This window comes from Paracoccus sp. R86501 (assembly GCF_042466435.1).
In the GTDB taxonomy this organism is placed as follows: Bacteria; Pseudomonadota; Alphaproteobacteria; order Rhodobacterales; family Rhodobacteraceae; genus Paracoccus.
Genome location: NZ_JAXHPZ010000001.1, coordinates 2,440,733 through 2,463,883 on the forward strand (window position 1 = coordinate 2,440,733; position 23,151 = coordinate 2,463,883).

The 23,151-nt window shown below is 65.6% G+C and carries 23 protein-coding genes; 18 read left to right on the plus strand and 5 right to left on the minus strand.

Annotated elements, in window-relative coordinates; genetic code table 11:
* The first annotated feature begins 1 nt into the window (after position 1).
* From SJY40_RS11920 to urtE, 12 genes are all read left to right on the plus strand, one after another.
* Entirely contained in the window at positions 2-310 is a 309-nt protein-coding gene (locus tag SJY40_RS11920) for an urease subunit gamma (RefSeq protein ID WP_378946596.1), read from the plus strand.
* Positions 311-487, plus strand: coding sequence for a hypothetical protein (locus tag SJY40_RS11925; RefSeq protein ID WP_378946599.1), 177 nt, complete (start codon positions 311-313; stop codon positions 485-487). It abuts the gene before it with no gap.
* Positions 484-792, plus strand: a complete 309-nt coding sequence (locus tag SJY40_RS11930; RefSeq protein ID WP_378946602.1) for an urease subunit beta — start codon at positions 484-486, stop codon at positions 790-792. Before SJY40_RS11925 ends, SJY40_RS11930 begins: the two co-directional genes overlap by 4 nt.
* On the plus strand, positions 789-2,474 hold the full coding sequence (gene ureC / locus SJY40_RS11935) for an urease subunit alpha (protein ID WP_378946605.1): 1,686 nt from the start codon (positions 789-791) through the stop codon (positions 2,472-2,474). Before SJY40_RS11930 ends, ureC begins: the two co-directional genes overlap by 4 nt.
* Positions 2,475-2,483: 9 nt before the next feature.
* Positions 2,484-2,990, plus strand: a complete 507-nt coding sequence (locus SJY40_RS11940; protein ID WP_378946608.1) for an urease accessory protein UreE — start codon at positions 2,484-2,486, stop codon at positions 2,988-2,990.
* The gene (locus tag SJY40_RS11945) at positions 2,938-3,618 is read left to right on the plus strand and encodes an urease accessory protein UreF (protein WP_378946611.1); all 681 of its coding nucleotides are present in this window, start codon (positions 2,938-2,940) and stop codon (positions 3,616-3,618) included. Before SJY40_RS11940 ends, SJY40_RS11945 begins: the two co-directional genes overlap by 53 nt.
* Positions 3,615-4,238, plus strand: a complete 624-nt coding sequence (gene ureG, locus SJY40_RS11950; protein WP_378946614.1) for an urease accessory protein UreG — start codon at positions 3,615-3,617, stop codon at positions 4,236-4,238. The genes SJY40_RS11945 and ureG overlap by 4 nt, the downstream gene beginning before the upstream one ends.
* 187 nt (positions 4,239-4,425) lie before the next feature.
* Complete coding sequence (gene urtA, locus SJY40_RS11955; RefSeq protein ID WP_378946617.1) at positions 4,426-5,709, plus strand: urea ABC transporter substrate-binding protein; 1,284 nt, start codon at positions 4,426-4,428, stop codon at positions 5,707-5,709.
* Between the two features lie 102 nt (positions 5,710-5,811).
* The gene (gene urtB / locus SJY40_RS11960; protein ID WP_378948422.1) at positions 5,812-7,680 is read left to right on the plus strand and encodes an urea ABC transporter permease subunit UrtB; all 1,869 of its coding nucleotides are present in this window, start codon (positions 5,812-5,814) and stop codon (positions 7,678-7,680) included.
* A gap of 3 nt (positions 7,681-7,683) precedes the next feature.
* On the plus strand, positions 7,684-8,859 hold the full coding sequence (gene urtC, locus SJY40_RS11965; RefSeq protein ID WP_378946620.1) for an urea ABC transporter permease subunit UrtC: 1,176 nt from the start codon (positions 7,684-7,686) through the stop codon (positions 8,857-8,859).
* A complete protein-coding gene (urtD, locus tag SJY40_RS11970; protein WP_378946623.1) occupies positions 8,856-9,596 on the plus strand; it encodes an urea ABC transporter ATP-binding protein UrtD in 741 nt (246 codons plus the stop codon). The genes urtC and urtD overlap by 4 nt, the downstream gene beginning before the upstream one ends.
* 1 nt (position 9,597) lies before the next feature.
* The gene (gene urtE / locus SJY40_RS11975) at positions 9,598-10,305 is read left to right on the plus strand and encodes an urea ABC transporter ATP-binding subunit UrtE (protein WP_378946627.1); all 708 of its coding nucleotides are present in this window, start codon (positions 9,598-9,600) and stop codon (positions 10,303-10,305) included.
* Here urtE and SJY40_RS11980 read toward each other — a convergent pair.
* Complete coding sequence (locus SJY40_RS11980) at positions 10,302-10,751, minus strand: DNA polymerase III subunit chi (protein WP_378946629.1); 450 nt, start codon at positions 10,749-10,751, stop codon at positions 10,302-10,304. The genes urtE and SJY40_RS11980 overlap by 4 nt on opposite strands.
* A 60-nt stretch (positions 10,752-10,811) precedes the next feature.
* Complete coding sequence (locus SJY40_RS11985) at positions 10,812-12,281, minus strand: leucyl aminopeptidase (protein ID WP_378946632.1); 1,470 nt, start codon at positions 12,279-12,281, stop codon at positions 10,812-10,814.
* A gap of 113 nt (positions 12,282-12,394) precedes the next feature.
* On the opposite strand from SJY40_RS11985, the gene lptF reads away from it, so the two are divergent.
* Genes lptF through rsmA form a run of 6 tightly spaced genes read left to right on the plus strand, consistent with a single transcriptional unit; the run spans position 12,395 to position 20,118 of the window.
* Positions 12,395-13,516, plus strand: coding sequence for an LPS export ABC transporter permease LptF (gene lptF, locus SJY40_RS11990; RefSeq protein ID WP_378946635.1), 1,122 nt, complete (start codon positions 12,395-12,397; stop codon positions 13,514-13,516).
* Positions 13,513-14,622, plus strand: a complete 1,110-nt coding sequence (lptG, locus tag SJY40_RS11995; protein WP_378946638.1) for an LPS export ABC transporter permease LptG — start codon at positions 13,513-13,515, stop codon at positions 14,620-14,622. The genes lptF and lptG overlap by 4 nt, the downstream gene beginning before the upstream one ends.
* Positions 14,619-17,003 carry an LPS-assembly protein LptD gene (locus SJY40_RS12000; protein WP_378946641.1) on the plus strand — a complete coding sequence of 795 codons (2,385 nt, stop codon included), beginning with the start codon at positions 14,619-14,621 and terminating at the stop codon, positions 17,001-17,003. Before lptG ends, SJY40_RS12000 begins: the two co-directional genes overlap by 4 nt.
* A 34-nt stretch (positions 17,004-17,037) precedes the next feature.
* Complete coding sequence (locus SJY40_RS12005; protein ID WP_378946644.1) at positions 17,038-18,303, plus strand: peptidylprolyl isomerase; 1,266 nt, start codon at positions 17,038-17,040, stop codon at positions 18,301-18,303.
* Between the two features lie 4 nt (positions 18,304-18,307).
* A complete protein-coding gene (pdxA, locus tag SJY40_RS12010; protein WP_378946647.1) occupies positions 18,308-19,273 on the plus strand; it encodes a 4-hydroxythreonine-4-phosphate dehydrogenase PdxA in 966 nt (321 codons plus the stop codon).
* Positions 19,270-20,118 carry a 16S rRNA (adenine(1518)-N(6)/adenine(1519)-N(6))-dimethyltransferase RsmA gene (rsmA, locus tag SJY40_RS12015; protein ID WP_378946649.1) on the plus strand — a complete coding sequence of 283 codons (849 nt, stop codon included), beginning with the start codon at positions 19,270-19,272 and terminating at the stop codon, positions 20,116-20,118. Before pdxA ends, rsmA begins: the two co-directional genes overlap by 4 nt.
* Positions 20,119-20,193: 75 nt before the next feature.
* Here the strand turns inward: rsmA and SJY40_RS12020 are convergent, their stop codons facing one another.
* The 3 genes from SJY40_RS12020 to prfA all read right to left on the minus strand — a co-directional run bounded on the left by SJY40_RS12020 (position 20,194) and on the right by prfA (position 23,145).
* Complete coding sequence (locus SJY40_RS12020) at positions 20,194-20,943, minus strand: DUF4167 domain-containing protein (protein WP_378946652.1); 750 nt, start codon at positions 20,941-20,943, stop codon at positions 20,194-20,196.
* 325 nt (positions 20,944-21,268) lie between these two features.
* Positions 21,269-22,093, minus strand: a complete 825-nt coding sequence (gene prmC, locus SJY40_RS12025; protein ID WP_378946654.1) for a peptide chain release factor N(5)-glutamine methyltransferase — start codon at positions 22,091-22,093, stop codon at positions 21,269-21,271.
* Positions 22,090-23,145 (minus strand): peptide chain release factor 1, encoded by a 1,056-nt coding sequence (prfA, locus tag SJY40_RS12030; protein WP_378946657.1) that lies wholly within the window; start codon positions 23,143-23,145, stop codon positions 22,090-22,092. Before prfA ends, prmC begins: the two co-directional genes overlap by 4 nt.
* Positions 23,146-23,151: the final 6 nt, after the last annotated feature.

A 23,151-nucleotide genomic window follows, 5' to 3' on the forward strand; every position in this document is an offset into this window, starting at 1 on the left:
CATGAACCTTTCCCCCCGCGAACGCGAGAAACTGTTGATATCCGTCGCGGCCATGGTCGCGCGTGGCCGCCTTGAACGCGGCGTCAAGCTGAACCACCCCGAGGCCATCGCCCTGATCACCGATTTCGTCGTCGAGGGCGCCCGCGACGGTCGCAGCGTCGCCGACCTGATGCAGGCTGGTGCCCATGTCATCACCGCAGACCAATGCATGCCGGGCATCCCCGACATGATCGAATCCGTGCAGGTCGAAGCCACCTTTCCCGACGGCACCAAGCTTATCACCGTCCACCACCCCATCCGGAGCCTGTAAATGCGCGCCCTTATCACCGTTGCCGTTCTGTCCCCTTCCGTCGCATTCGCCCATCAGGGCGATCACAGCCATTCCGCCCCCACGCATCTGCTGACCGAAGCCGACCACCTGATCATGCTGGGGCTGGTGGCAACGGCGGGCGTGGTCGCATGGCTCTGGTATCGGGGGCGGTCATGATCCCTGGTGAAATCCTGCCCGCCGATGGCGACATCACCCTGAACGAGGGACGCCCGACCATCGATCTGATGGTGGCCAATACCGGCGACCGGCCTATCCAGGTCGGCAGCCATTACCATTTCGCCGAAACCAACCCCGGTCTGGATTTCGACCGCCAAGCCGCCCGCGGCATGCGTCTGGCGATTGCTGCTGGCACCGCCGTCCGGTTCGAACCGGGCCAGTCGCGGCAGGTCACATTGGTGGCCTATGCCGGTGACCGCATCGTGCAGGGCTTTCGCAAGGACATCATGGGGGCGCTGACATGACCACGCTTTCACGCGCCGATTACGCGGCGCTTTACGGCCCCACCACCGGCGACCGCATCCGCCTTGCCGACACCGAGCTGCTGATCCAGGTCGAACGCGACCTGACCATTGCAGGCGAAGAGGTGAAATTCGGCGGCGGCAAGGTCGTGCGCGACGGCATGGGGCAATCTCAGGTCACGCGGGCCGATGGCGCGATGGATACGGTCATCACCGGCGTCGTCGTCTTTGACCATCAGGGCATCACCAAGGCCGATGTCGGCCTGCGCGACGGGCGCATCGCGGGCATCGGCAAAGCCGGCAACCCCGACACGCAGCCCGGCGTGACGCTGATCATCGGTCCGGGGACCGAGATCATCGCGGGCGAAGGCCGCATCCTGACGCCGGGCGGCTTCGACTGCCACATCCACTATATCTGCCCGCAGCAGGTCGAACACGCGCTGCATTCGGGCGTCACCACCCTGCTGGGCGGCGGCACCGGTCCTGCGCATGGCACGCTGGCCACCACCTGCACCCCCGGCCCTTGGCACATCGCCCGCATGCTGGAGGCCTGCGCCGAACTGCCCGTTAACATCGGCATCGCGGGCAAGGGCAATGCCAGCCAACCCGCGCCCCTGGAGGAACAGGTCCGCGCCGGTGCCTGCGCGCTGAAGCTGCACGAAGACTGGGGCACCACCCCCGCCGCCATCGACACCTGCCTCAGCGTCGCCGACAAGATGGACGTGCAGGTGATGATCCATACCGACACGCTGAACGAATCCGGCTTTGTCGAGGATACGATGGCTGCCATCGCGGGCCGCACCATCCACGCTTATCACACCGAAGGCGCGGGCGGCGGTCATGCCCCCGACATCATCCGCATGGTCGGCATGGGCAACGTCCTGCCATCGTCCACGAACCCGACGCGACCCTATACGCGAAACACGATCGAGGAACACCTCGACATGCTGATGGTCTGCCACCATCTGGACCGCCGCGTCCCCGAGGACGTGGCCTTCGCCGAATCCCGTATCCGCCGCGAAACCATCGCAGCCGAGGATATCCTGCACGATCTGGGCGCGTTTTCGGTCATCTCCTCCGACAGCCAGGCCATGGGCCGGATCGGCGAGGTCATCATCCGCACATGGCAGACCGCCGACAAGATGCGCCGCCAGCGTGGACGACTGGAGGGCGAAACGGGCGAAAACGACAACCTGCGCGCCCGCCGCTATATCGCCAAATACACCATCAACCCCGCCGTGGCCCATGGCGTCAGCGCCCATATCGGGTCGATCACGGCGGGCAAGCGCGCCGATCTGGTCCTGTGGTCGCCCGCCTTCTTCGGCGTAAAGCCCGAGATGGTGCTGGTCGGCGGCCAGATCAGCGTGGCGCAGATGGGCGACCCGAACGGGTCCATCCCCGTCCAGCCGGTCTTCAGCCGTCCAATGTGGGGGCATACGGGCCGCGCCTCGGCCATGTTCATCAGTCAGGCGGGGCTGGATGCAGGGGCAGCGGGCAATCTGTCCAAAACATTGATTCCCGTGGAACACACCCGCGACATCGGCAAATCCGATATGGTGCTGAACAACGCCATGCCCGAGATCGAGGTCGACCCCGAAACCTATGAGGTTCGTGCCGATGGCGTGCTTCTGACCTGCGAACCCGCCAGCGAACTGCCGATGGCGCAGCGCTATTTCCTGTTCTGAGGACAAGATATGACGATCCATTCCCATTCGGTGATCCGCGCGGCGGACGGCCCCTTTGACGGGCAGGTCAGTCTGGATTACGACGCCCGCCTGCTGCGCCGCAAACGCCTGACGTCGGAGGCCGGTGACTTCCTGCTGGACCTGCCCGAGGTGACCAGCGTGAACGACGGCGATGCCTTCGCTCTGTCCGATGGCCGCCGCATCGCAGTCGTCGCCGCCCCCGAGCCGGTGATCCTTGTCCGCGGGCCCCTGCCGCGTCTGGCCTGGCATATCGGCAACCGCCACACGCCCTGCCAGATCAAGGACGACCATCTGGTCATCCGTCAGGACCACGTATTGCAGGCGATGCTGGAACAGCTGGGCGCTGATCTGACCCTGACCGAAGCCCCCTTCACCCCCGAAGGCGGTGCCTATGGCCACGGGCGCACCTTCGGCCATGATCACGGTCCCGACACGCACAGCCATGACCACGGGCATAATCATGGGCACGACCACCACCATCATGACCACGCCTGAAACCGCCCGCCTGCAACTGGCGCAATTCCTGTCGCCCGCCTTTCCGGTGGGCGGCTTTGCCTGGTCGCAGGGGTTGGAATTCGCGATGGATCAGGGCGCGGCCACACGCGCGACCCTGCCGCAATGGCTGGCCGACTGGCTGGATCACGGCGCGGGCTGGACCGATGCGGTGCTGGTGGCGCTGGCGCTGGCCCCTGATGCCGATCACGGCACGCTGGACGATCTGGCCCGCGCAGCCTGCCTGACAGCCGAACGGTTGTCAGAAACGGTCGAACAGGGCACCGCCTTTGCCGCCAATGTCGCCGCGCTGACGGGCCGTGACCAGACGCCGGCCACCCTGCCCGTCGCCTTTGGCCGCGCCTGTGCCGACATGCCCTTGCCCGCGCCCGAAATCATCGCCGCATATCTGCTGGCGCAGGTGCAGGCGCAGATCAGCGCCGCCGTGCGCTTTATGCCCTTGGGGCCGGTGCAGGGGCAAAAGATGCTGGCCGCCATGCATCCCGCCATCCTGACCCGCGCAACCGTTGCAGCCACCGCCACCCCCGATGATCTGGCCAGCGCCACTTGGGGGGCGGATATCGCCCAGATGCGCCACGAAACCATGACTACAAGGATCTTTAGATCATGAGCCTGAACGGACCCCTCCGCGTCGGCATCGGCGGCCCCGTCGGTGCGGGCAAGACCACGCTGACCGAACAGCTGGCCCGCGCGCTGGCCCCGCGTCTGTCGATGGCCGTCGTCACCAACGACATCTATACCCGCGAAGATGCCGAGGCCCTGATGCGCGCACAGGTTCTGCCCGTGGAACGCATCCGCGGGGTCGAGACCGGCGGCTGTCCCCATACCGCCATCCGCGAGGATGCCAGCATCAACCTTGCCGCCATCGCCGATCTGAACGCGGCTTTCCCGGATCTGGACCTGGTGCTGATCGAATCGGGTGGCGACAACTTGGCCGCGACCTTCAGCCCGGAACTGGCCGATCTGACCATCTATGTCATCGACACTGCCGCCGGTCAGGACATCCCGCGCAAGCGGGGGCCGGGGCTGGCGCGGTCCGATCTGCTGGTGGTGAACAAGACCGACCTTGCGCCCCATGTCGGCGTCGATGCCACCCTGCTGGAAAGCGATGCACGGGCGGCACGGGGCACGCGTCCCGTGGTGATGGCGCAGCTGCGTCATGGCGGCGGCGTGCAGCAGATCGTCGATTTCCTGATCGAACAGGGCGGGTTGACCCCCACGGCACTCTGAACTGCCCAAGGTGCAGGCAGCTGCCCCGCAGCCTGCCTGCCCGCGCGCCAGATCGCGCATCTGCCCCAGGAACACTGCCCCTTTCCTATCCAACTGCACGGTTTTCACGTCCTTTTGAAACCGCGAGGGCCAAAGCCCCAAAAGATTGACAGGGAGACCGGCCGCAGAGCCGGCAGGAAAGGGTAACATGACCGGATTTACCAGAATGTTGTTGCTGACCAGCGCCTTGACGGCGGCGGGCGGCGCTTGGGCCCAAGAGGGCGAACCCATCAAGATCGGCGTGCTGCATTCGCTGTCAGGCACGATGGCCATTTCCGAAACCACGCTGAAGGACACCGTTCTGATGCTGGTCGAACAGCAGAACGCCAAGGGCGGCGTCCTTGGTCGCCCGCTGGAGGCGGTGGTCGTCGATCCGGCATCCGACTGGCCGCTGTTTGCGGAAAAGGCCCGCGAATTGCTGACCGTCAGCGACGTGGATGCGATCTTCGGCTGCTGGACGTCGGTCAGCCGCAAATCCGTCCTTCCGGTGATCGAGGAGCTGAACGGCCTGCTGTTCTATCCCGTGCAATACGAGGGCGAGGAATCGTCCAAGAACGTCATCTATACCGGTGCCGCGCCGAACCAGCAGGCGATCCCCGCCGTCGATTACATGACCGAGGAGCTGGGCGTCGAGAAATGGGCGCTGCTGGGCACGGATTACGTTTATCCCCGCACGACGAACAACATTCTGGACGCCTATCTGAAGTCGAACGGCGTCGCGGATGAGGATATCTTCGTCAACTACACCCCCTTCGGACACAGCGACTGGTCCAAGATCGTCGCCGATGTCGTGGCGCTTGGGGCGGACGGCAAGAAGGTCGGCGTCGTGTCGACCATCAACGGCGATGCGAACGTCGGCTTCTACAAAGAACTGGCTGCGGCAGGCGTTTCCGCCGACGACATCCCCGTCATGGCCTTTTCCGTGGGCGAGGAAGAGCTGTCGGGTCTGGATACCGCCAACCTTGTCGGCCACATGGCGGCTTGGAACTACTTCGAGACCGCCGAAAGCGATCAGAACGACGAATTCATCACCGCCTGGCATGAATTCACCGGCGACGACAAGCGCGTGACCAACGACCCGATGGAGGCCACGATGATCGGCTTCAACGCATGGGTCGCCGCCGTCGAGGCCGCAGGCACCACCGACGTGGACCCGGTCCTTGACGCCATCGTCGGCGTCGAGGTTCCGAACCTGACCGGCGGCACCGCGCAGGTCCTGCCCAACCACCACATCACCAAGCCCGTCCTGATCGGTGAGATCCGCGAGGATGGCCAGTTCGATATCGTCAGCCAGACCGAGCCTGTCGCCGGTGATGCCTGGACCGACTTCCTGCCCGAATCCGCCGTGCTGGACGCCGATTGGGCCGAAAAGGACTGCGGCATGATCAACACCGATACCGGTGCCTGCGTGCAGAAGCAGTCGAATTACTGACCTGACGTCGGGCGGCCTTGCGCCGCCCGACCCCTGTTTCGGAAGGATACCCCCATCGTGCCCCGGTTCCGCCTGATTGCAGCCCTTGTCGCGGCGCTGCTGATGCCCCTTGCCGCCCTCGCCCAATCGCTGGAAACGGTCGTGGCCGACAGCATCGACCAGATCGAAAAGCCCTCGCGCAGGACGGTGGGGCCGCTGGTTAACCGGATCGCGGCCACTGGCCCGCAGGGTCTGGCGTTGTTGCAGGCATGGGCGGACCGCCAATTGGTGCTGACGGAAAGCGGCAGCCTGCTGATCATCGACGGTGATGCGGCGGTCGATGCGCTGACCGGTGATGCCGCCCCTGCGCCGGATGACCGCCCCCTGCGCCCCAACTCTGGCGTGCGCGGCGTCATCGAAAGCGCGCTGGTCGCCAGCCAGCTGAAGGACCCCGACCCCGCGCGTCGCGCCATGGCGCTGGATACGCTGGCACGGTCGGGCAATGCCGATCAACTGGCCCCCCTGCGCGCCGCGCTGGACGACCCCGATCCGGCGCTGGCCGCCCGCAAGGCACGGCTGGAAAAGCTGATGACAATTCAGCACGGCACCGACCCCGCCGCCCGCATCGCCGCGATCGAGGCGATGGCCGGTGACGTCGCGCTGGACTTTCGCGCCGTGCTGAACCCGCTGCTGGCCACGCGGCTGGTGGCCGATACCGACATGCCGCAGGGCAATGTCGCGCGCGAACTGACCATTGGTGACGATCTACCCCGCACCGATGCCCTGTCGGCCCTGGTGGATATGAACGCATTGCAGCCCTTCATGACCTCGGACGAACAACGGGCCGCGCTGGCCGCCAATATCGTCGATGGCAAGGTCGCAGGCACCCCCGTCGCCGATCTGGGCGACCCAGCCATTCGCGACGCCACCTATGATGCGCTGGAGGCCTCGAACGCCGTCCCCCCCGCCGCCACCGAATCCGAAGCGCGTGAGGCGCTGGCCGCCCATCGCTTCTTCCAGCTTTACGCGGAACCTGACAGCGACGTGACCGACGCCGCCCGCACCGCGCAGGTCAGCGCCGAGGTCCGTCTGGGCGCGATGAAGGGCGTCGATCTGGGGCTGGACGCGCTGTCGCTGGCATCCATCTATTTCCTGGCGGCGATCGGTCTGGCCGTCACCTTCGGCGTCATGCGGGTCATTAATATGGCGCATGGCGAATTCATCATGCTGGGCGCTTATACCGCCTATACCGTGCAGACGCTGATCGCGGATCGCACGCTGTCACTGATCGTGGCGCTGCCGCTGGCCTTTGCGGTGACCTTTGCGGCGGGGGTGATCCTTTACCGGCTGGTGATCCGCCATCTGGCCCATCGCCCGTTGGAGACCCTGCTGGCGACCTTCGGCGTGTCCATCGCGCTGCAGCAGCTGGCCAAGAATATCTTCGGCACGCAGGCCCGCCCGCTGACCGCGCCTGCGTGGCTGGAGGGGTCGATTACCATCAACGACGTGATCTCGATCAGCTCGATCCGTGTGGCGATCTTCGTGCTGGCGCTGCTTTTTCTTGGGCTGTTCCTGTTCATCATGAAGCGCACAAGACTGGGGCTAGAGGTCCGCGCCGTCACCCAGAACCCCGGCATGGCAGCCAGCATGGGCATCAACCCCGACCGCATCGCCATGATGACCTTCGGCCTGGGGTCCGGCATCGCGGGCATCGCGGGCGTCGCCATCGGTCTGTTCGCGCAGGTCACATCCGAACTGGGTCAGGGCTATATCGTCCAAAGCTTCATGACGGTGGTCGTCGGCGGTGTCGGCAACATCTGGGGCACGCTGGCTGGGGCTGCGCTGATCGGCGGGCTGTCCAAGGTCATCGAATCGCTGAACCCCGGCAACACGCTGGCGGCGCAGACCTTCATGATCCTGTTCATCATCATCTTCATCCAGTTCCGGCCCCGTGGGATCATCCCGCAAAAGGGCCGCGCGGCGGAGGCATAGGCCATGACGCGAACCCCCTTCATCCTGCGCAACAAATCGGTCCTGCCGGTTCTGGCCGTGCTGGCGGTCTTTACGCTGGCAGTCACCTTCCTCAGCCACGCTTATGGCAACGGCGCCATTCCGACATCGATGGTCAAGGTGCTGGGCAAGACGTTGTGCCTGGCACTGGCCGCCGTCGCCATGGATCTGGTCTGGGGCTATCTGGGCATCCTGTCACTGGGCCAGATGGCGTTCTTTGCCCTTGGCGGCTATATGATCGGCCAATGGCTAATGTATGCCCGCACGGAAGACATCGTCGCCGCATCGCTGGCGCAAAACCCCATTCCGCCCACCCCGTTGGAGCTGCAGCAGGCCACCGCAAACCAGATTTTCGGCGTCGTCGGTTCGGCTGATCTGCCGACCACATGGGCCTTTGCCCATTCGCTGCCGCTGCAACTGATGCTGGTCGTGGCGGTGCCGGGGCTGCTGGCGCTGGTCTTCGGCTGGCTGGCCTTCCGCAGCCGCGTGAACGGCGTCTATCTGTCGATCCTGACGCAGGCGATGACGCTGGCACTGGCGCTGTGGCTGTTCCAGAACGACAGCGGCTTTCGCGGCAACAATGGGCTGTCAGGGCTGCAGAACCTGCCGGGACTGGAGGGCGTCGGTCAGGCCAAGGTTTCGGTCTGGTTCCTCTGGGCGTCGGCTGTGGCCTTGGCGCTGTGCTATGTGCTGGCCGCTTGGGTGGTCAGCGGTAAATTCGGCAGCGTGATCCGCGCCATTCGCGATGATGAAACCCGCGTGCGTTTCCTTGGCTATCCGGTCGAAGGCTTCAAGCTGGTCGTCTTTACCCTTGCCGCCATGATCACCGCCATCGCGGGCGCGCTGTATTACCCGCAGGCAGGCATCATCAATCCTGCGGAAATGATGCCCATCGCATCCATTTATCTGGCGGTCTGGGTCGCCATCGGCGGTCGGGGACGGCTGTATGGCGCGATCATCGGCGCGGTTGTCGTGTCGCTTCTGTCCAGCTGGTTCACTGGCGGGCGGGCACCCGACATCGCCCTGCCCGGCTATGTCATCAAATGGGTCGATTGGTGGCAGGTGGCACTGGGGCTTTCCTTCGTGCTGGTCACCCTGTTCGCCCCCAAGGGCATCGCCGGCATCTTCGACCTGATGCCCCGCAAAAAGGACAAGGCATGAGCGCGCTTCTGGAAGTCAGCGGAGTCTCGGTCAGCTTTGACGGGTTCCGCGCCATCAACAACCTGTCCTTCAACATCGGCGAACGCGAATTGCGTGCGGTGATCGGCCCGAACGGGGCGGGAAAAACGACCTTCATGGATATCGTCACCGGCAAGACCCGCCCCGACAAGGGCGAGGTCCTGTGGGGTGAAACATCGAAATCCCTGCTGAAAATGACCGAATTGCAGATCGCCCGCGCCGGTGTCGGCCGCAAGTTCCAGCGCCCCACCGTATTCGAGGATCAGACGGTCGAGGACAATCTGGTCATGGCCCTGAAGGCCAACCGCAACCCCTTTGCGGTGCTGGCATGGCGCCCCGCCCCCATCACCGGTGCCCGCGTCATCGAACTGGCCGCCGAGGTTGGTCTGTCCGACCACATCCACCGTCAGGCGGGTCAATTAAGCCATGGTCAGAAGCAATGGCTGGAAATCGGCATGCTGCTGGCACAGGAACCACGCCTGTTGCTGGTCGATGAACCGGCCGCGGGCATGACGCTGGCCGAACGCGAACTGACCACGGCGCTGCTGGTGCGATTGGCACAGACCCGCGCCGTGGTCGTCGTCGAACATGACATGGACTTTGTGCGCCGCCTGAACTGCAAGGTGACCGTCCTGCATCAGGGATCGGTTCTGGCCGAGGGGTCACTGGACCATGTGACCCGCAATCCCGACGTCATCGACGTCTATCTGGGGCGATGACATGCTGAACGCGACGAACCTGACCCTGCATTACGGCGGCAGCCAGATCCTGCACGGGATCGACCTGCAGGCGCGCCTTGGAACCGTCACCTGCGTGATGGGCAACAACGGGGTGGGCAAGACATCCCTGATGAACCTGCTGGCCGGACGCCATCCCCGGTCAGGCGGAGAGATCACCATGGACGGCAAGCCTTTGGGCCGTGTGACCGCCCAGCAGATGGCGCGGCTTGGCATCGGCTATGTCCCACAGGGCCGCGCGATCTTTCCGATGCTGACCGTGCAGGAAAACATGGAGACCGGCTTTGCCTGCCTGCCCCGCACCGAACGCCGGATCCCGCAGGAGATCTTCGACAGCTTTCCGGTTCTGGCCGAGATGTCGCACCGACGCGGCGGCGATCTGTCGGGCGGTCAGCAGCAACAGCTGGCCATCGCCCGCGCCCTGATCACCAAGCCGCGCGTCCTGCTGCTGGACGAACCGACCGAAGGGATCCAGCCCAATATCATCGCCCAGATCGGGCGTGTCATCGCCGCCCTGCGCGATCGTGGCGATATGGCCATCGTGCTGGTCGAACAGTTCTTCGACTTTGCTTGGGACCTAGGCGACGATTTTTTGGTGATGGAGCGTGGCCGCGCCGTCATGCAGGGCCCGAAGGCCGACCTGCGGCGCGAGGATCTGCATGCGCGGCTGGCAGGCCACGCCGCAGCCTAGCGTTTGCGTTCCCAGCGGCCCGATTCCTCGGACCAGTATTGCGCCTCGATGCCCGCGCCGGTCAGTTCGCGCCATTGATCGCGGGCGCGGGCGGTCGCGGTGTCATCGCCGCCGTCGAAGATGATGCAGGCGCGGTCAAGGCGGGTCATTTCATCAGGCATCACCGCCACTCCGTCCAGCGCCATCAGGCAGGCCGGATCATTCCCCGCCTGTTGACCAGCCACCGTCAGCAGCACCGGCTGGCGCGCATCATGTGGACCGCCCGCCATGCCATGCGGCAGAAAGCCGTCGTCTTGCCACAGATGCTGGTCCAGACGTTCCAGCCGCTGCGCATCACCGGCACGCAATTCGCAGCGCCAACCGGCAGCCAGCGCCTTGCCCAGCAGGACCGGCACCAGCTGTTCGGCGGGCGAGCGTGTCAGATGATAGAACAGCGCGTTCCCCATTAGATCACGCAGCCCGCCGCGACCGGCGGGTGCCGGACGCGGTGATGATCAAAAACATGATCACTTGGTTTCGAACTGGTCGCGGACCAGACGGTCCAGCGTCATCACGCCCCAACCCGTGGCACCCTTGGGGGCCAGATCGGTGGCCGAGGGCGGCAGCGCCACACCCGCGATATCCAGATGCGCCCAAGCCTGACCTGGCTTGATGAAGCGCTGCAGGAACTGCGCCGCCGTGATCGACCCCGCCGCGCGCCCGCCGGTGTTCTTCATGTCGGCCAGACGCGACTTGATCAGATCGTCATAGGGCTTGCCCAACGGCAGACGCCATGCGCCCTCGCCCTCGGATTTCGCGGCCGACAGGATCTGGTCGGCGAAGGTGTCGTCGTTGCAGAAGACGCCCGCGTTGTCATGGCCCAGCGCGATGATGACCGCACCGGTCAGGGTGGCCAGATCGACGATGGCCTTGGGCTCGAACCGTTCTTGCGCGTACCAAAGCACGTCGGCCAGAACCATACGGCCCTCGGCGTCGGTGTTGATGACCTCGATCGTATCGCCCTTCATGGATTTGACGATATCGCCCGGACGCTGCGCCTTGCCGTCGGGCATGTTTTCGACCAACCCGACCAGACCCACGACATTGGCCTTGGCCCGACGCAGTGCCACGGTGCGCATCACGCCCGCAACGACGCCCGCGCCGCCCATGTCCATGGTCATGTCTTCCATGCCCGCCGCCGGCTTGATGGAAATGCCGCCCGTATCGAACACCACGCCCTTGCCGACCAGCGCCAGCGGTGCCTCGTCTCCGCCACCGTTCCAGCGCATGACCACGACCTTGGACGGCGATTCGCTGCCCTGACCGACGGCCAGCAACGCGCGCATGCCCAAGGCCTGCAGTTCGTCTTCGTCCAGAACCTCGACTTCCAGACCGATCTCCTCCATCGCCTGCAGGCGGTCGGCGAAATCGCTGGTGGTCAGGACGTTGGCGGGTTCGTTGACCAGATCGCGGGTGAAGAACACACCCTCGGCCAGAGCAGCGGCATCGGATGCGACCTTGGCCAGTTCCTCGGGCTTTTTGACAAGGAAGGTGACCTGAGGGCGGGCCTCGTCGGCATCGTCGCGGTCGGTGTGATAGGCCCCGAAGTCATAGCTGCGCAACGCCAGACCCAGCGCGATGTCATTGGCCTGCGCATGACCGCCCGCCATCACCAGCGTATGCACCTTGCCCAGACGCGATCCGATGGCGGCACCAGCGCGGCGTGCCTCGGACTGGGTCGATCCGTGCGGCAACATCACCAGCATCAGCAATTCAGCCACCATGCCGGCGGGGAAAGCCAGTTCCAGCACCTGACCGGGCTTCAGCGCCTGACCGGCCTTGGATTCCAGCGCGCGGGTCGCCGCCTCGCGCGTCGGGCGGGGCAGCTTGCCGGGAAGACGGTCCGTCGCCGTCAGGACCAGCGCGATGCGGCCCTCATGTTCGGCAAGCTTTTCGGGGGCAGTATCGGTAAAGCTGATTTCAACAGGTTGGGTCATCGAAAAAGATCCTCACGTCTTGTTGCCACTGAACCTAGACCTGCGCCCGCCTCTTTTCCAGAGCCGCCCTTGCAGCTAAGCAGGAATGAACGTCACGCGCGGAAAGGCACGGCATGCCCCGGATCGACAAATACGTCCTTGGTCTGATGCTGACATTGTTCGGCTTCTTCGCGCTGGTGCTGGTTTCCGTCTATTGGATCAACCGCGCGGTCAGCCTGTTCGACGACCTGCTGAATGATGGCCAGACGGCGCTGGTGGTGCTGGAATTCACGGCGCTGACCTTGCCCTTGGTGATTTCCGTGGTGCTGCCGGTCGCGGCCTTTGCGGCGACGGCTTACGGGACGAACCGCCTGTCGGGCGAATCCGAACTGGTCGCCATGCAGGCCGCGGGCCTGTCGCCATGGCGGCTTGCGCGACCTGTGCTGGTCTTTGGCCTGACGGTCGGATTGATGGTGGCGGTGCTGGTCCACGGGCTGGTGCCAATGGCCCGCGCCCGTCTGGCCGACCGGTCGTCCGAGATCGCCGAAAACGTGACCGCCCAGTTCCTGCGCCCCGGATCGTTCCAGTATCCGGCCGAAGGGGTGACGCTGTTCATCCGCGACATCGCATCCGACGGACGCCTGCTGGACCTGTTCATCGAGGACGCCCGCAACCCCGACCGTCAGGTGATCTATACCGCGCAAGAGGCTCTGGTCGTGCGGACCGACACCGGTCCCGTGCTGGTGCTGTTGCAGGGCATGGCCCAGACCATGACCATCCGCGCGACGGGGCCGGACCTGTCGGTGACGCGCTTCCAGGAATTCAGCTATGACATCGGCGGCATGTTCGCGGGGGGCAGCAGCAAGGGACGCGACCTGCGCGATTACGGCACGCTGCGTCTGCTGACGCCCGATCAGGACCTGTTGCAGGCCACCGGCGAAACCGCCGCCGCTGCAAGGCGCGAGGCGCATGAACGCATCGCCCAGCCGCTGTTGTCACCGATTGCCGCGATGCTGGGCTTTGCCACGCTGCTGATCGGCGGTTTTTCCCGCTTTGGCGTCTGGCGGCAGGTGGGATGGGCGATCGCCGGGCTGATCCTGATCCAGTTCCTGTCGAATGCCGCCGCTAATCAGGTGGGTCGGAACTTGGCGCTGTGGCCATTGCTGTATCTGCCCGCGCTGGTCGGGGCACTGCTGTGTGCGGGCCTGTTGTGGCTGGCGTCACGTCCCCGCGGACCCAAGGGAGTCGCGTCATGATTCTGGCCTGCTATGTCGCGCGGCGTTTCCTGCGCAGTTTCCTGACGGTGGCGGGGGTCTTTCTGCTGATCCTGTTCCTTGTCGACATGATCGAGATGATCCGCCGCTTTTCCGACCGCGACATCGGCCTGTCCGGTGCCGCACGCCTGTCGGCGCTGAACATCGCCGACAGCTTCTATTCCATCCTGCCGCTGATCACCGTGCTGGCGGCCATCGCCATGTTCCTGAACCTGGCCCGCAGTTCGGAAATGGTGGCGATCCGGGCCTCGGGGCGGTCGGGGATCAAGCTGCTGCGCGCACCCGTGGTGTCGGCCATTTTGCTGGGCTGCTTGGCCGTGGGGCTGATCAACCCGCTGGTCGCCGCCACCGGCCAGTATTACGACGAGGCCGTGGCCCAGATCGACCGTCAGGGCCAGCAGACCGTCAGCGTCGGTGACAGCGCCGTCTGGTTGCGACAGAGCATGCAGGCCGATGGCACGGATAGCGGACAGATCGTCATCCGTGCCCGCCGCACCAGCCCCGATGCCGTCACGCTTTATGATGCCAGCTTTCTGGTCTTCGGCCCAGATGCCGGTCCCATCCGCCGCATCGAAGCGCGCGAGGCTCGCCTGACCCCCGGCGCGTGGGAACTGACGGATGTCAGCGATTTCGCCCTGGATCAGCCGAACCCGCAGGCCTCCGTCACCCGCAGCGACAGCATGCGGCTGGACAGCGACCTGACCGCGCAGCGCATCCGTGACGGTTTTGGAAGACCCGACTCCATACCGGTCTGGCAGCTGCCCGCCTTTATCGCCGGGTTGGAGCGCGCGGGCTTTTCCGCCGCCCGCCACAGCACCTGGTTCCAGATGGAGCTGGCCCGCCCCTTCCTGATGGCCGCCATGGTCATCATCGCCGCCGCCTTCACCATGCAGCATGTGCGTGGCCGAAATACCGGAGTCGCCGTCCTGATGGCTTTCGCTGCGGGGATTGCCCTGTTCTTCTTGCGCAATCTGGCGCAAATTCTTGGGGACAACGGCCAGATTACCCCCACCATGGCCGCATGGACCCCGCCTTTGGTCGGCGCGCTTTTCGCCTTGGCCCTGATACTGAAACGAGAGGACGGATGAGCTTGCGCATTCACGCTTCGGGACTGGGCCGTGCCTTTGCCATGGCAATGCTGGGTGCGACCGCCCTGGTCGCCCCTGCCGCCGCGCAATCGATGTTCGACGAGGCCACGGGCATGCCCGCGATGCCCGACATGCCGGGAACGGCGCTGACGGCGACGCGGGGGGTCTCGGCGCTGGCGCCCGCGTCCCAGCAGCTGGGCAGCAACCCGGTGGGCGACCGGACGCCGACCTCGAACGCGCCCGCGACGGCGGAACCCGATGTGGCGGTGACGCTGGACGGCACGCGCGCGGGTGGCGATCAGGGTGCCGCGACGGTGCTGGCCGACAATGTGCTGGTCAAGGGCGACCGGACGCTGATCGCCGCAGGGGGCGTGGTGGTCTGGTATCAGGGCAACCGGCTGATCGCATCGCGGATCATCGTGGACGGCGCATCCGGCGATCTGACCATCGAGGGACCGATCCACCTGTCCCGCCCCGGTGCCGACCCGGACGAAAATCCAATCCTGATCGCCGACAGCGCCCAGCTGGACCGTGAATTGCAGGACGGCATCGTCAATGGCGCCCGGCTGGTGCTGAACCGTGAATTGCAGATGGCCTCGAACCGGTTGGAGCGACGCGACAATGGCCGCATCACCGAGCTGACCGATGTCGTCGCTTCATCCTGCCAGATCTGCGCGTCGAACCCGACGCCCCTGTGGGAAATCCGCGCCCGTAAGATCACCCATGACGCCGAGGCGCAGCGCATCACCTTCGACCACCCGCAGCTGCGTGCTTTCGGCATCCCCATCGCCGCCGCGCCCTTCATGGTCTCGGCGCCCGATCCGACCGTGGACCGGCAATCGGGTTTTCTGCGGCCGATGATCCGCACGACCTCGGGGTTGGGGTTCGGGGTCAAGCTGCCCTATTTCCAGACGCTTGGCGACAGCGCTGATGTGACGCTGACGCCCTATCTGTCGGTCAACCGCACCACCACGCTGGAACTGCGCTATCGTCAGGCCTTTGCCAACGGCGGGCTGGAATGGAACGGCGCGATCAGCCGCGACGACATCCGCCCGGGCGACACGCGGGGGTATTTCTTCGGTGCGGCACGGTTCGACATTCCGCGCGGATACCGGCTGGGGGTGCAGATCCAGACGGCGTCCGACCGGGCCTATCTGCTGGATTACGACGTCACCGACGCCGACCGGCTGTGGAGCGGCGTATCGCTGGAACGCGTGCGCCGCGACAAGATGGTTTGGGGCCGGGTCGGCAATTACGACAGCCTGCGTGACGACGAAGATGACGCCACCTCGCCGGCGCAGGTCGCCGATGTCATCTGGCGCCGCCGCCTGACGCCCGCCTATATCGGCGGCGAGGCAGTGCTGGAATGGTCCGCCCATGCCCACCGCCGCCCCTCGGACGACGACATCATCGGACGCGACGTGGCGCGCGGGTCGGTGGGCGTCAACTGGCGGCGCAGCACCATCCTGCCCGGCGGCGTGGTCGCGGCCGCACTGGCTGGGATCGACGCCGACATCTATCGCATCGGTCAGGACAGCCGCTTTGACAAGCTGGTCACCCGCGTCGATCCGCAGGTCGGCGTCGAATTGCGCTGGCCGCTGTCAACCACCCGCGGGAACGCCACCCATATCGTCGAGCCGGTGGTGCAGGTGCTGTACTCCCCGCGCGGCCGCGATGACGACATCCCGAACGAAGACAGCCGCCTGATCGAATTCGACGAGGGGAACCTCTTTTCGGTCAGCCGCTTTCCGGGCCACGACCTGCGCGAAACCGGGTTGCGCGCCAATATCGGCGCGACCTGGACGCGGATCGACCCGACCGGCTGGTCGCTTGGCGTGACAGGCGGACGGGTGGTGCGCGCGCGCGGCGCCGATAATTTCGCGGTCGATTCGCCGCTCGGCGGTTCGCGCTCGGACTGGTTGCTGGCGGCGCATTACGACAGCGGCACGGGGCTGGCCGTGGCCAACCGTGCCTTGTTCGACGACAGCTTCCGCATCTCGCGCAACGAATTGCGGATGGGGTGGCTGCGCGACGACCTGCAGGTTTCGGCGGGATACCTTTGGATCGACAGCGACGAAGACGAAGGCCGCGACGACGACGCCAGCGAACTGGCCGCCAACATCGGCTGGCAGATCAAGGACGGCTGGTGGGGCACGGCAGAGACCCGCTATGATTTCGTGGCCGATCGCGCGCAGGAAGCCAGCCTGGAAGTCGCCTATCGCAACGAATGCATCACCGTGGAAACCGGCCTGTCGCGGCGCTTTACCAGTTCCGATACGGTGCGGGCGGAAACCAGTTTCGACCTGTCGGTGCGTTTGGGCGGGTTCGGACAGCAACAAGACGGATCGGGCACGGTGGCGCGGCGCAGCTGCATGCGCTAATCTGCCCGGCAAGAACCAAGATTGAGGGCAGCAGATGCGGCATTTCCTATCCGGTATCGCCTTGGCGGCGGTGGTGGCCACCGGCGCGATCACGCCCGTCATGGCACAGAACCTGTTCCAGCCGGTCGTCTACGTCAACGACAGCGCCGTCACGCGGTACGAGGTCGACCAGCGCCAGCGCTTCATGAAGGTGATCGGCGCGCCCGACACCTCGGCACAGGTCGCCGAACAGGCGCTGATCGACGACCGCCTGCGCGTGCAGGCCGCCAAGCAGATCGGCGTGACCATCACGCCCGAAAACCTGCAGCGCGGGATGGAGGAATTCGCCGGTCGTGCCGGTCTGGATTCGGCCACCTTCATCGCCCGTCTGGAAGGCGCCGGCATCGAGGCCGGGGTCTTTCGCGATTTCGTCGAAGCCGGGACCGTCTGGCGCGATGTGGTACGGGCACGGCTGGTCAGCCAGATCAACGTATCGGATGCCGAAATCGACCAGCAGCTGAAGCGGGTCATCGAAACGCCCATTATCGACCGCGTGTCGCTGTCGGAACTGATCATCCCCGCACCTCCGGGTCAGGAACAGCAGGCGCTGCAACTGGCACAGCGGATCGTGGGATCGAACCCGACGCCGGAGCAATTCGCGCAAGCTGCACGCCAGTATTCGGCCTCGCCCTCGGCACAGGCCGGGGGGCAGCTAGGCACGCTGCCGCTGGAAAATCTGCCGCCGTCGCTGCGCCCCATCCTGACGGCACTGCAGCCCGGTCAGATCACCCAGCCCTTGCCCGTCGATGGTGCGGTGGTGCTGTTCCTGCTGCGCGATGCGCAAGGGTCGCTGCGTCCGGGCGCGCGCGAACAGGTGCTGGATTATCTGACACTGCGCATGACCTCGGTCGCCGAAGCCTCGGCCCTGGCCGCCCGCACCCGCAGCTGCGACGAACTTTATTCCGACGCCGGCCCGCAGGCTGCGGCGCAGGTCCAGCGCCAGACGCAATCGCAGGCCGCCATCCCGACGCTGATCGCATCACGGCTGGCATCGCTTGACGCGGATGAGGCCGGCGTCGTCCCGATGGGCGCGGGCGCCGAGCTGGTCATGCTGTGTTCGCGCCAGCCTGCCCTTGCCGCCCAAGCCGAGGTTCCGACCACCGCCCTGCCCGAGGACGGTGTCGAAAACGCCATCCCCCAGACCGGCGGCATCCCCGACCGCGAGGCCGTCAAGGATCAGCTGTTCAACGACAAGATCAACACCGCCGCCGAAGGCCTGCTGGCCGATCTGCGTGCCGATGCGGTCATCCGGCGGCCCTGATCCGATGTCGCAACGCATCCTGCTGACCTGTGGCGAACCTGCGGGCGTCGGCCCCGAACTGGCACCTCTGGCCTTGGCCGGCGGTGTCGATCTGGTCTGGATGGGTGATCCGCGCCACTTGCCCGACGGCACCCTGTGGACGGCAGTCGATCATCCGGGTGACGCGGTTCCGGCGGGGCACCTTCCCGTCCTGCGCCATGACTTCGCAGCCCCCGCCACGCCGGGTCGTCCCGATCCGGCTAATGCCCAAGGGGTGATCGACGTGATCGCCCGCGCCGTCGATCTTGCGATGCAGGGTCAGGTGGCGGGCATCACCACCGCGCCGATCAGCAAGCAGGCGCTGAAAGAGGGCGCGGGTTTCCCCTTCCCTGGACATACCGAATATCTGGCGCATCTGGGCGGCGATGTGCCGGTGGTGATGATGCTGGCCTCGACCACGGTGACGCCGCCCTGCCGCGTGGTGCCCGCGACCATCCACATCCCGCTGGCTGATGTACCCGCCGCTCTGACCCGCGACGTGCTGGAACAGGCAATCCGCATTACCCATGCCGCGATGATCCGCGATTTCGGCGTTCCGGCCCCGCGCATCGCGGTGGCAGGGCTGAACCCCCACGCAGGCGAAGGCGGCACGATGGGCTTGCAGGAACGCGACATGATCATCCCGCTGCTGGACGATCTGCGCGCCCAAGGGCTGAACCTGACCGGCCCTATGCCCGCCGACACGATGTTCCACGCCCCGGCCCGCGCGCGTTATGATGCGGCGGTCTGCGCCTATCACGATCAGGGGCTGATCCCGATCAAGACGCTGGATTTCGCGGGTGGCGTCAATGTGACGCTTGGCCTGCCCTTCATCCGCACCTCACCCGATCATGGCACTGCTTTCGATATCGCGGGCAAGGGTCTGGCCGATCCCTCATCTACCATCGCGGCGCTGAAGATGGCGCGCGACATGGCAAAGGCCCGCAAATGATCGACAATCTGCCACCGCTGCGCGACGTCATCACCGCCCATGACCTGCGCGCCAAGAAACAGCTGGGCCAGAACTTTCTGCTGGACCTGAACCTGACGTCGAAAATCGCGCGTCTGGCGGGCGATCTGAAGAATTGCGACGTGCTGGAGATCGGCCCCGGCCCCGGAGGCCTGACCCGCGGCCTGCTGGCGCAAGGCGCGCGTCATGTGCTGGCGATCGAGAAAGACCCCCGCGCCATTCCCGCGCTTGAGGAGATCTCGGCCGCCTATCCCGGGCGCCTGACCATCATCAACGGCGATGCGCTGGATATCGACCCGCTGGCCCATCTGACCGGCCCGATCCGCATCGCCGCGAACCTGCCCTATAATGTCGGGACCGAACTGCTGATCCGCTGGCTGACGCCCCGGGCATGGCCGCCTTTCTGGCAGTCCCTGACGCTGATGTTCCAGAAAGAGGTCGCCGAGCGGATCGTCGCCAAGCCCGGATCGAAGGCCTATGGCCGTCTGGCGCTGCTGGCGCAGTGGCGCGCCGATGCCAGCATCGTCATGCATCTGCCCCCCGAAGCCTTCGTCCCCGCCCCCAAGGTCCATTCCGCCGTCGTCCATCTGACCGCGCTGCCGGAACCGCGCTATCCCGCCGATCCTGGGGTGCTGTCGCAGGTCACCGGTGCCGCCTTCAACCAGCGCCGCAAGATGCTGCGTGCCAGCCTGAAGGGCCTGCATCCCGGCATCGAAGACCTGCTGCTGGCTTGCGACATCCCCCCAACCGCCCGCGCCGAGGAAATCGACCTCGAGCGTTTCTGCGCATTGGCCCGCGCCCTGTCCACGGCCCGCGCTGCCAACTAAGACCACCCGTAACCGCATGAAAAAGGGGCCGTCAGCGATGCTGCGGCCCCTTTGTCGTTTCGATGCAGACGCCGATCACTCGGCGTCGTTGCTGTCCTTGGGTGCAGGCGCTTCGGCGGCGGGTGCGGCGCCATCCTCGGCCACCGGCTTGCGGCGGCTGCGCGTCGTCGTGCCCGTCGGGCTGCGCGGCGTGCGGGGACGCGAACTGCGGGCACGCGCGGGTTTGGGCGCGGGCTCCGTTTCCGGCGTGGTCACGGCTGCCGACTGATCCTCGTCGCTGGCGGCAACGGCATCAGGCAGGCTGGGCTGCTGAGGCGCGGGGGCCTGAACGGGTTCGGGTGCAGCCTCGGCCGGTTGATCGGTCTGATCATGGCGCGGCTGGCGGTTCTGCTGGTCACGGTTGTTGTCGCGACGCTGGTTCTGGCCGCCATTGCCGCCATCACCTTGCTCACTACGCTGGTCGCCGCGCTGATCGTTGCGCGATCCCTGATGGCCGTTGTTGTTGCCACCACCACCGTTGTTGTTGTTATTGCTGTGATTGCTGGCGTTATGGCCGGTGCCATAGCCGTGGTTCGAATAGCCGCCGTCATCGTCCTGACGGTTGTTCTGGCCATTCGGCTGGCCCTGACGTTCGGCCATCTCGCGTTGGGCTTCGCCCAGCATGCGCGTGTAGTGTTCGGCATGCTGCAGGAAGCTTTGTTCCGCGACACGGTCATGGGACAACTGGGCGTCCCGTGCCAGGGTCAGGTATTTTTCGATGATTTGCTGAGGGGTGCCACGCACCTTGCCCTCGGGCCCCGAGCTGTCGAAGACACGGTTGACCACGTTGCCAAGCGAACGTTGGCGATTAGATTTGCTACGCGAACGGGATTTTGATGATCTCATCAGTCTGTCTGTAATGTTTCTGATCGCAGGGGTGCCAGAGTGAACTGGACGGCGGTGTCGGATGGCTACGGGGGCGTGATTGTCCTCTCCGTTCAGCCCTGCCTCGCCCCAGCAACGGCGCGTTGCGCGCCCTGTCGGAATTGGCAGTGTCAGGCTGACCGTGCAGTGGCTGTCGGCCTGCTGCACGTTGCCGACTAACCATGCCACCCCAGACATGACAAGCAAAAACTGCCCGAAATGCGGCATTTGCGCGGGAAAGGGCTGATCAGCGGCCGAATTCCGCAAGCACGACCCTGTCGCGGCCATCCAGATCGGGCAGTACGGCGGTGGTTGCGCCGCGGTCCGCGAACAGTGCCGCGACTGCCCGGCCCTGGGTGGGGCCGATCTCGGTCAGGACGATGCCTTGCGGGGTCAGCATGGCCGGCGCCCCTGCCGCAATGGCGCGATAGGCGGTCAGGCCGTCGGCATTGTCGGTCAGCGCCTGACGGGGTTCCCAGTCGCGCACATCCGATGACAGCCCCGCCATTTCATCCGCCGCGATATAGGGCGGGTTCGAGACGATCAGATCGAAGCTGCCGCTGATGCCCTGATACCAATCAGCCTGCCGGAACCGCGCATTCACGCCGATACGGCGGGCGTTATGACGCGCAACCTCCAGAGCCTTTTCGGAAATATCAGTGCCGATGCCAGTCGTCCCTGCCCGCGCCGCCAACAGCGAGATCAGGATCGCGCCCGTCCCCGTACCCAGATCCAGCACCGTCTTCCACGGGCGGGCCAAGGCGGCCTCGACCAGCGCCTCGGTTTCGGGGCGCGGGTCCAGCGTGTCGCGTGTCACTTTGAAGCGATGCGCCCAGAAATCGCGAAAGCCGACGATCTGCGCCACGGGCTGATGCAAGGCACGCGCGGCGATGCCCTTGTTGAAACGCGCCGCTTCATCGGCGGTCAGATCACGGTCTTCGGTGATGCGCAGGCGGCCCGGTTCCATGTCCAGAACGGCGGCAAGGATGCGGTCGGCATCGCGCGATGCGCCCTCGATCCCGGCGGCGCGCAGAAGTGAGGCGCCATCGGCCTGCGCCTGCGACAGCTTCATTCGGCGTCCGCCAGACGGGCCGCCTGATCATGGGCGGTCAGGGCATCGATGATTTCCGAGATGTCGCCGGTCATGATCTTGTCCAGTGAATAGAGCGTCAGGTTGATGCGGTGATCGGTCATGCGGCCCTGCGGGAAGTTATAGGTGCGGATGCGTTCGCTGCGATCGCCGCTGCCGACCTGTGATTTGCGGTCGGCGGCGCGTTCGTCATCGGCCTTCTGGCGCTGCATGTCGTAAAGCCGCGCCCGCAGCACGGCCATGGCATTGGCGCGGTTCTGGTGCTGGGACTTTTCACTGCTGGTCACGACGATGCCGGTGGGCAGATGGGTGATACGGACGGCGCTGTCGGTGGTGTTGACATGCTGGCCGCCTGCGCCGCTGGCACGCATGGTGTCGATGCGGATGTCACCTGCGGGAATGTCGATTTCAACATCTTCGGCGGCTTCGGGCAGGACGGCGACGGTGGCGGCGCTGGTGTGGATGCGCCCGCCCGATTCGGTTTCGGGAACGCGCTGGACGCGGTGCACGCCGGATTCGTATTTCAGCCGCGCAAAGACACCGTCACCGGCGATGCGGGCCATGGCCTCCTTGACGCCGCCCAGTTCGGTCTGGGTCAGCTCCAGCATCTGGAAATCCCAGCCCTGCTGTTCGGAATGGCGACGATACATCGACAAAAGGTTGCCCGCGAACAAGGCCGCCTCATCCCCGCCGGTGCCGGGGCGGATTTCCAGAATGGCGGGACGTGCGTCGGCGGCATCCTTGGGCAACAGTGCCACGCGCAGCTGCTGTTCCAGATCGGGCAGTTCGGCGTTCAGGCGGCGTAGCTCGTCCTCGGCCAGTTCGCGCATCTCGGGGTCGGAGAGCATGGCCTTGGCCTCGGCCAAGGCGTCGGTGGCATCGCGCCAATGGGCGATCCCTTCGACAACGGGCTTCAGTTCGGCATATTCGCGGCTGATCTTGGCGATCTGGTCGGGCGCGGCACCAGCGTTCAACTGCGCTTCGAGATACTCGAACCGTTGGGTGATCTGGGCAAGGCGATCTTGGGGCAACATGGTTTC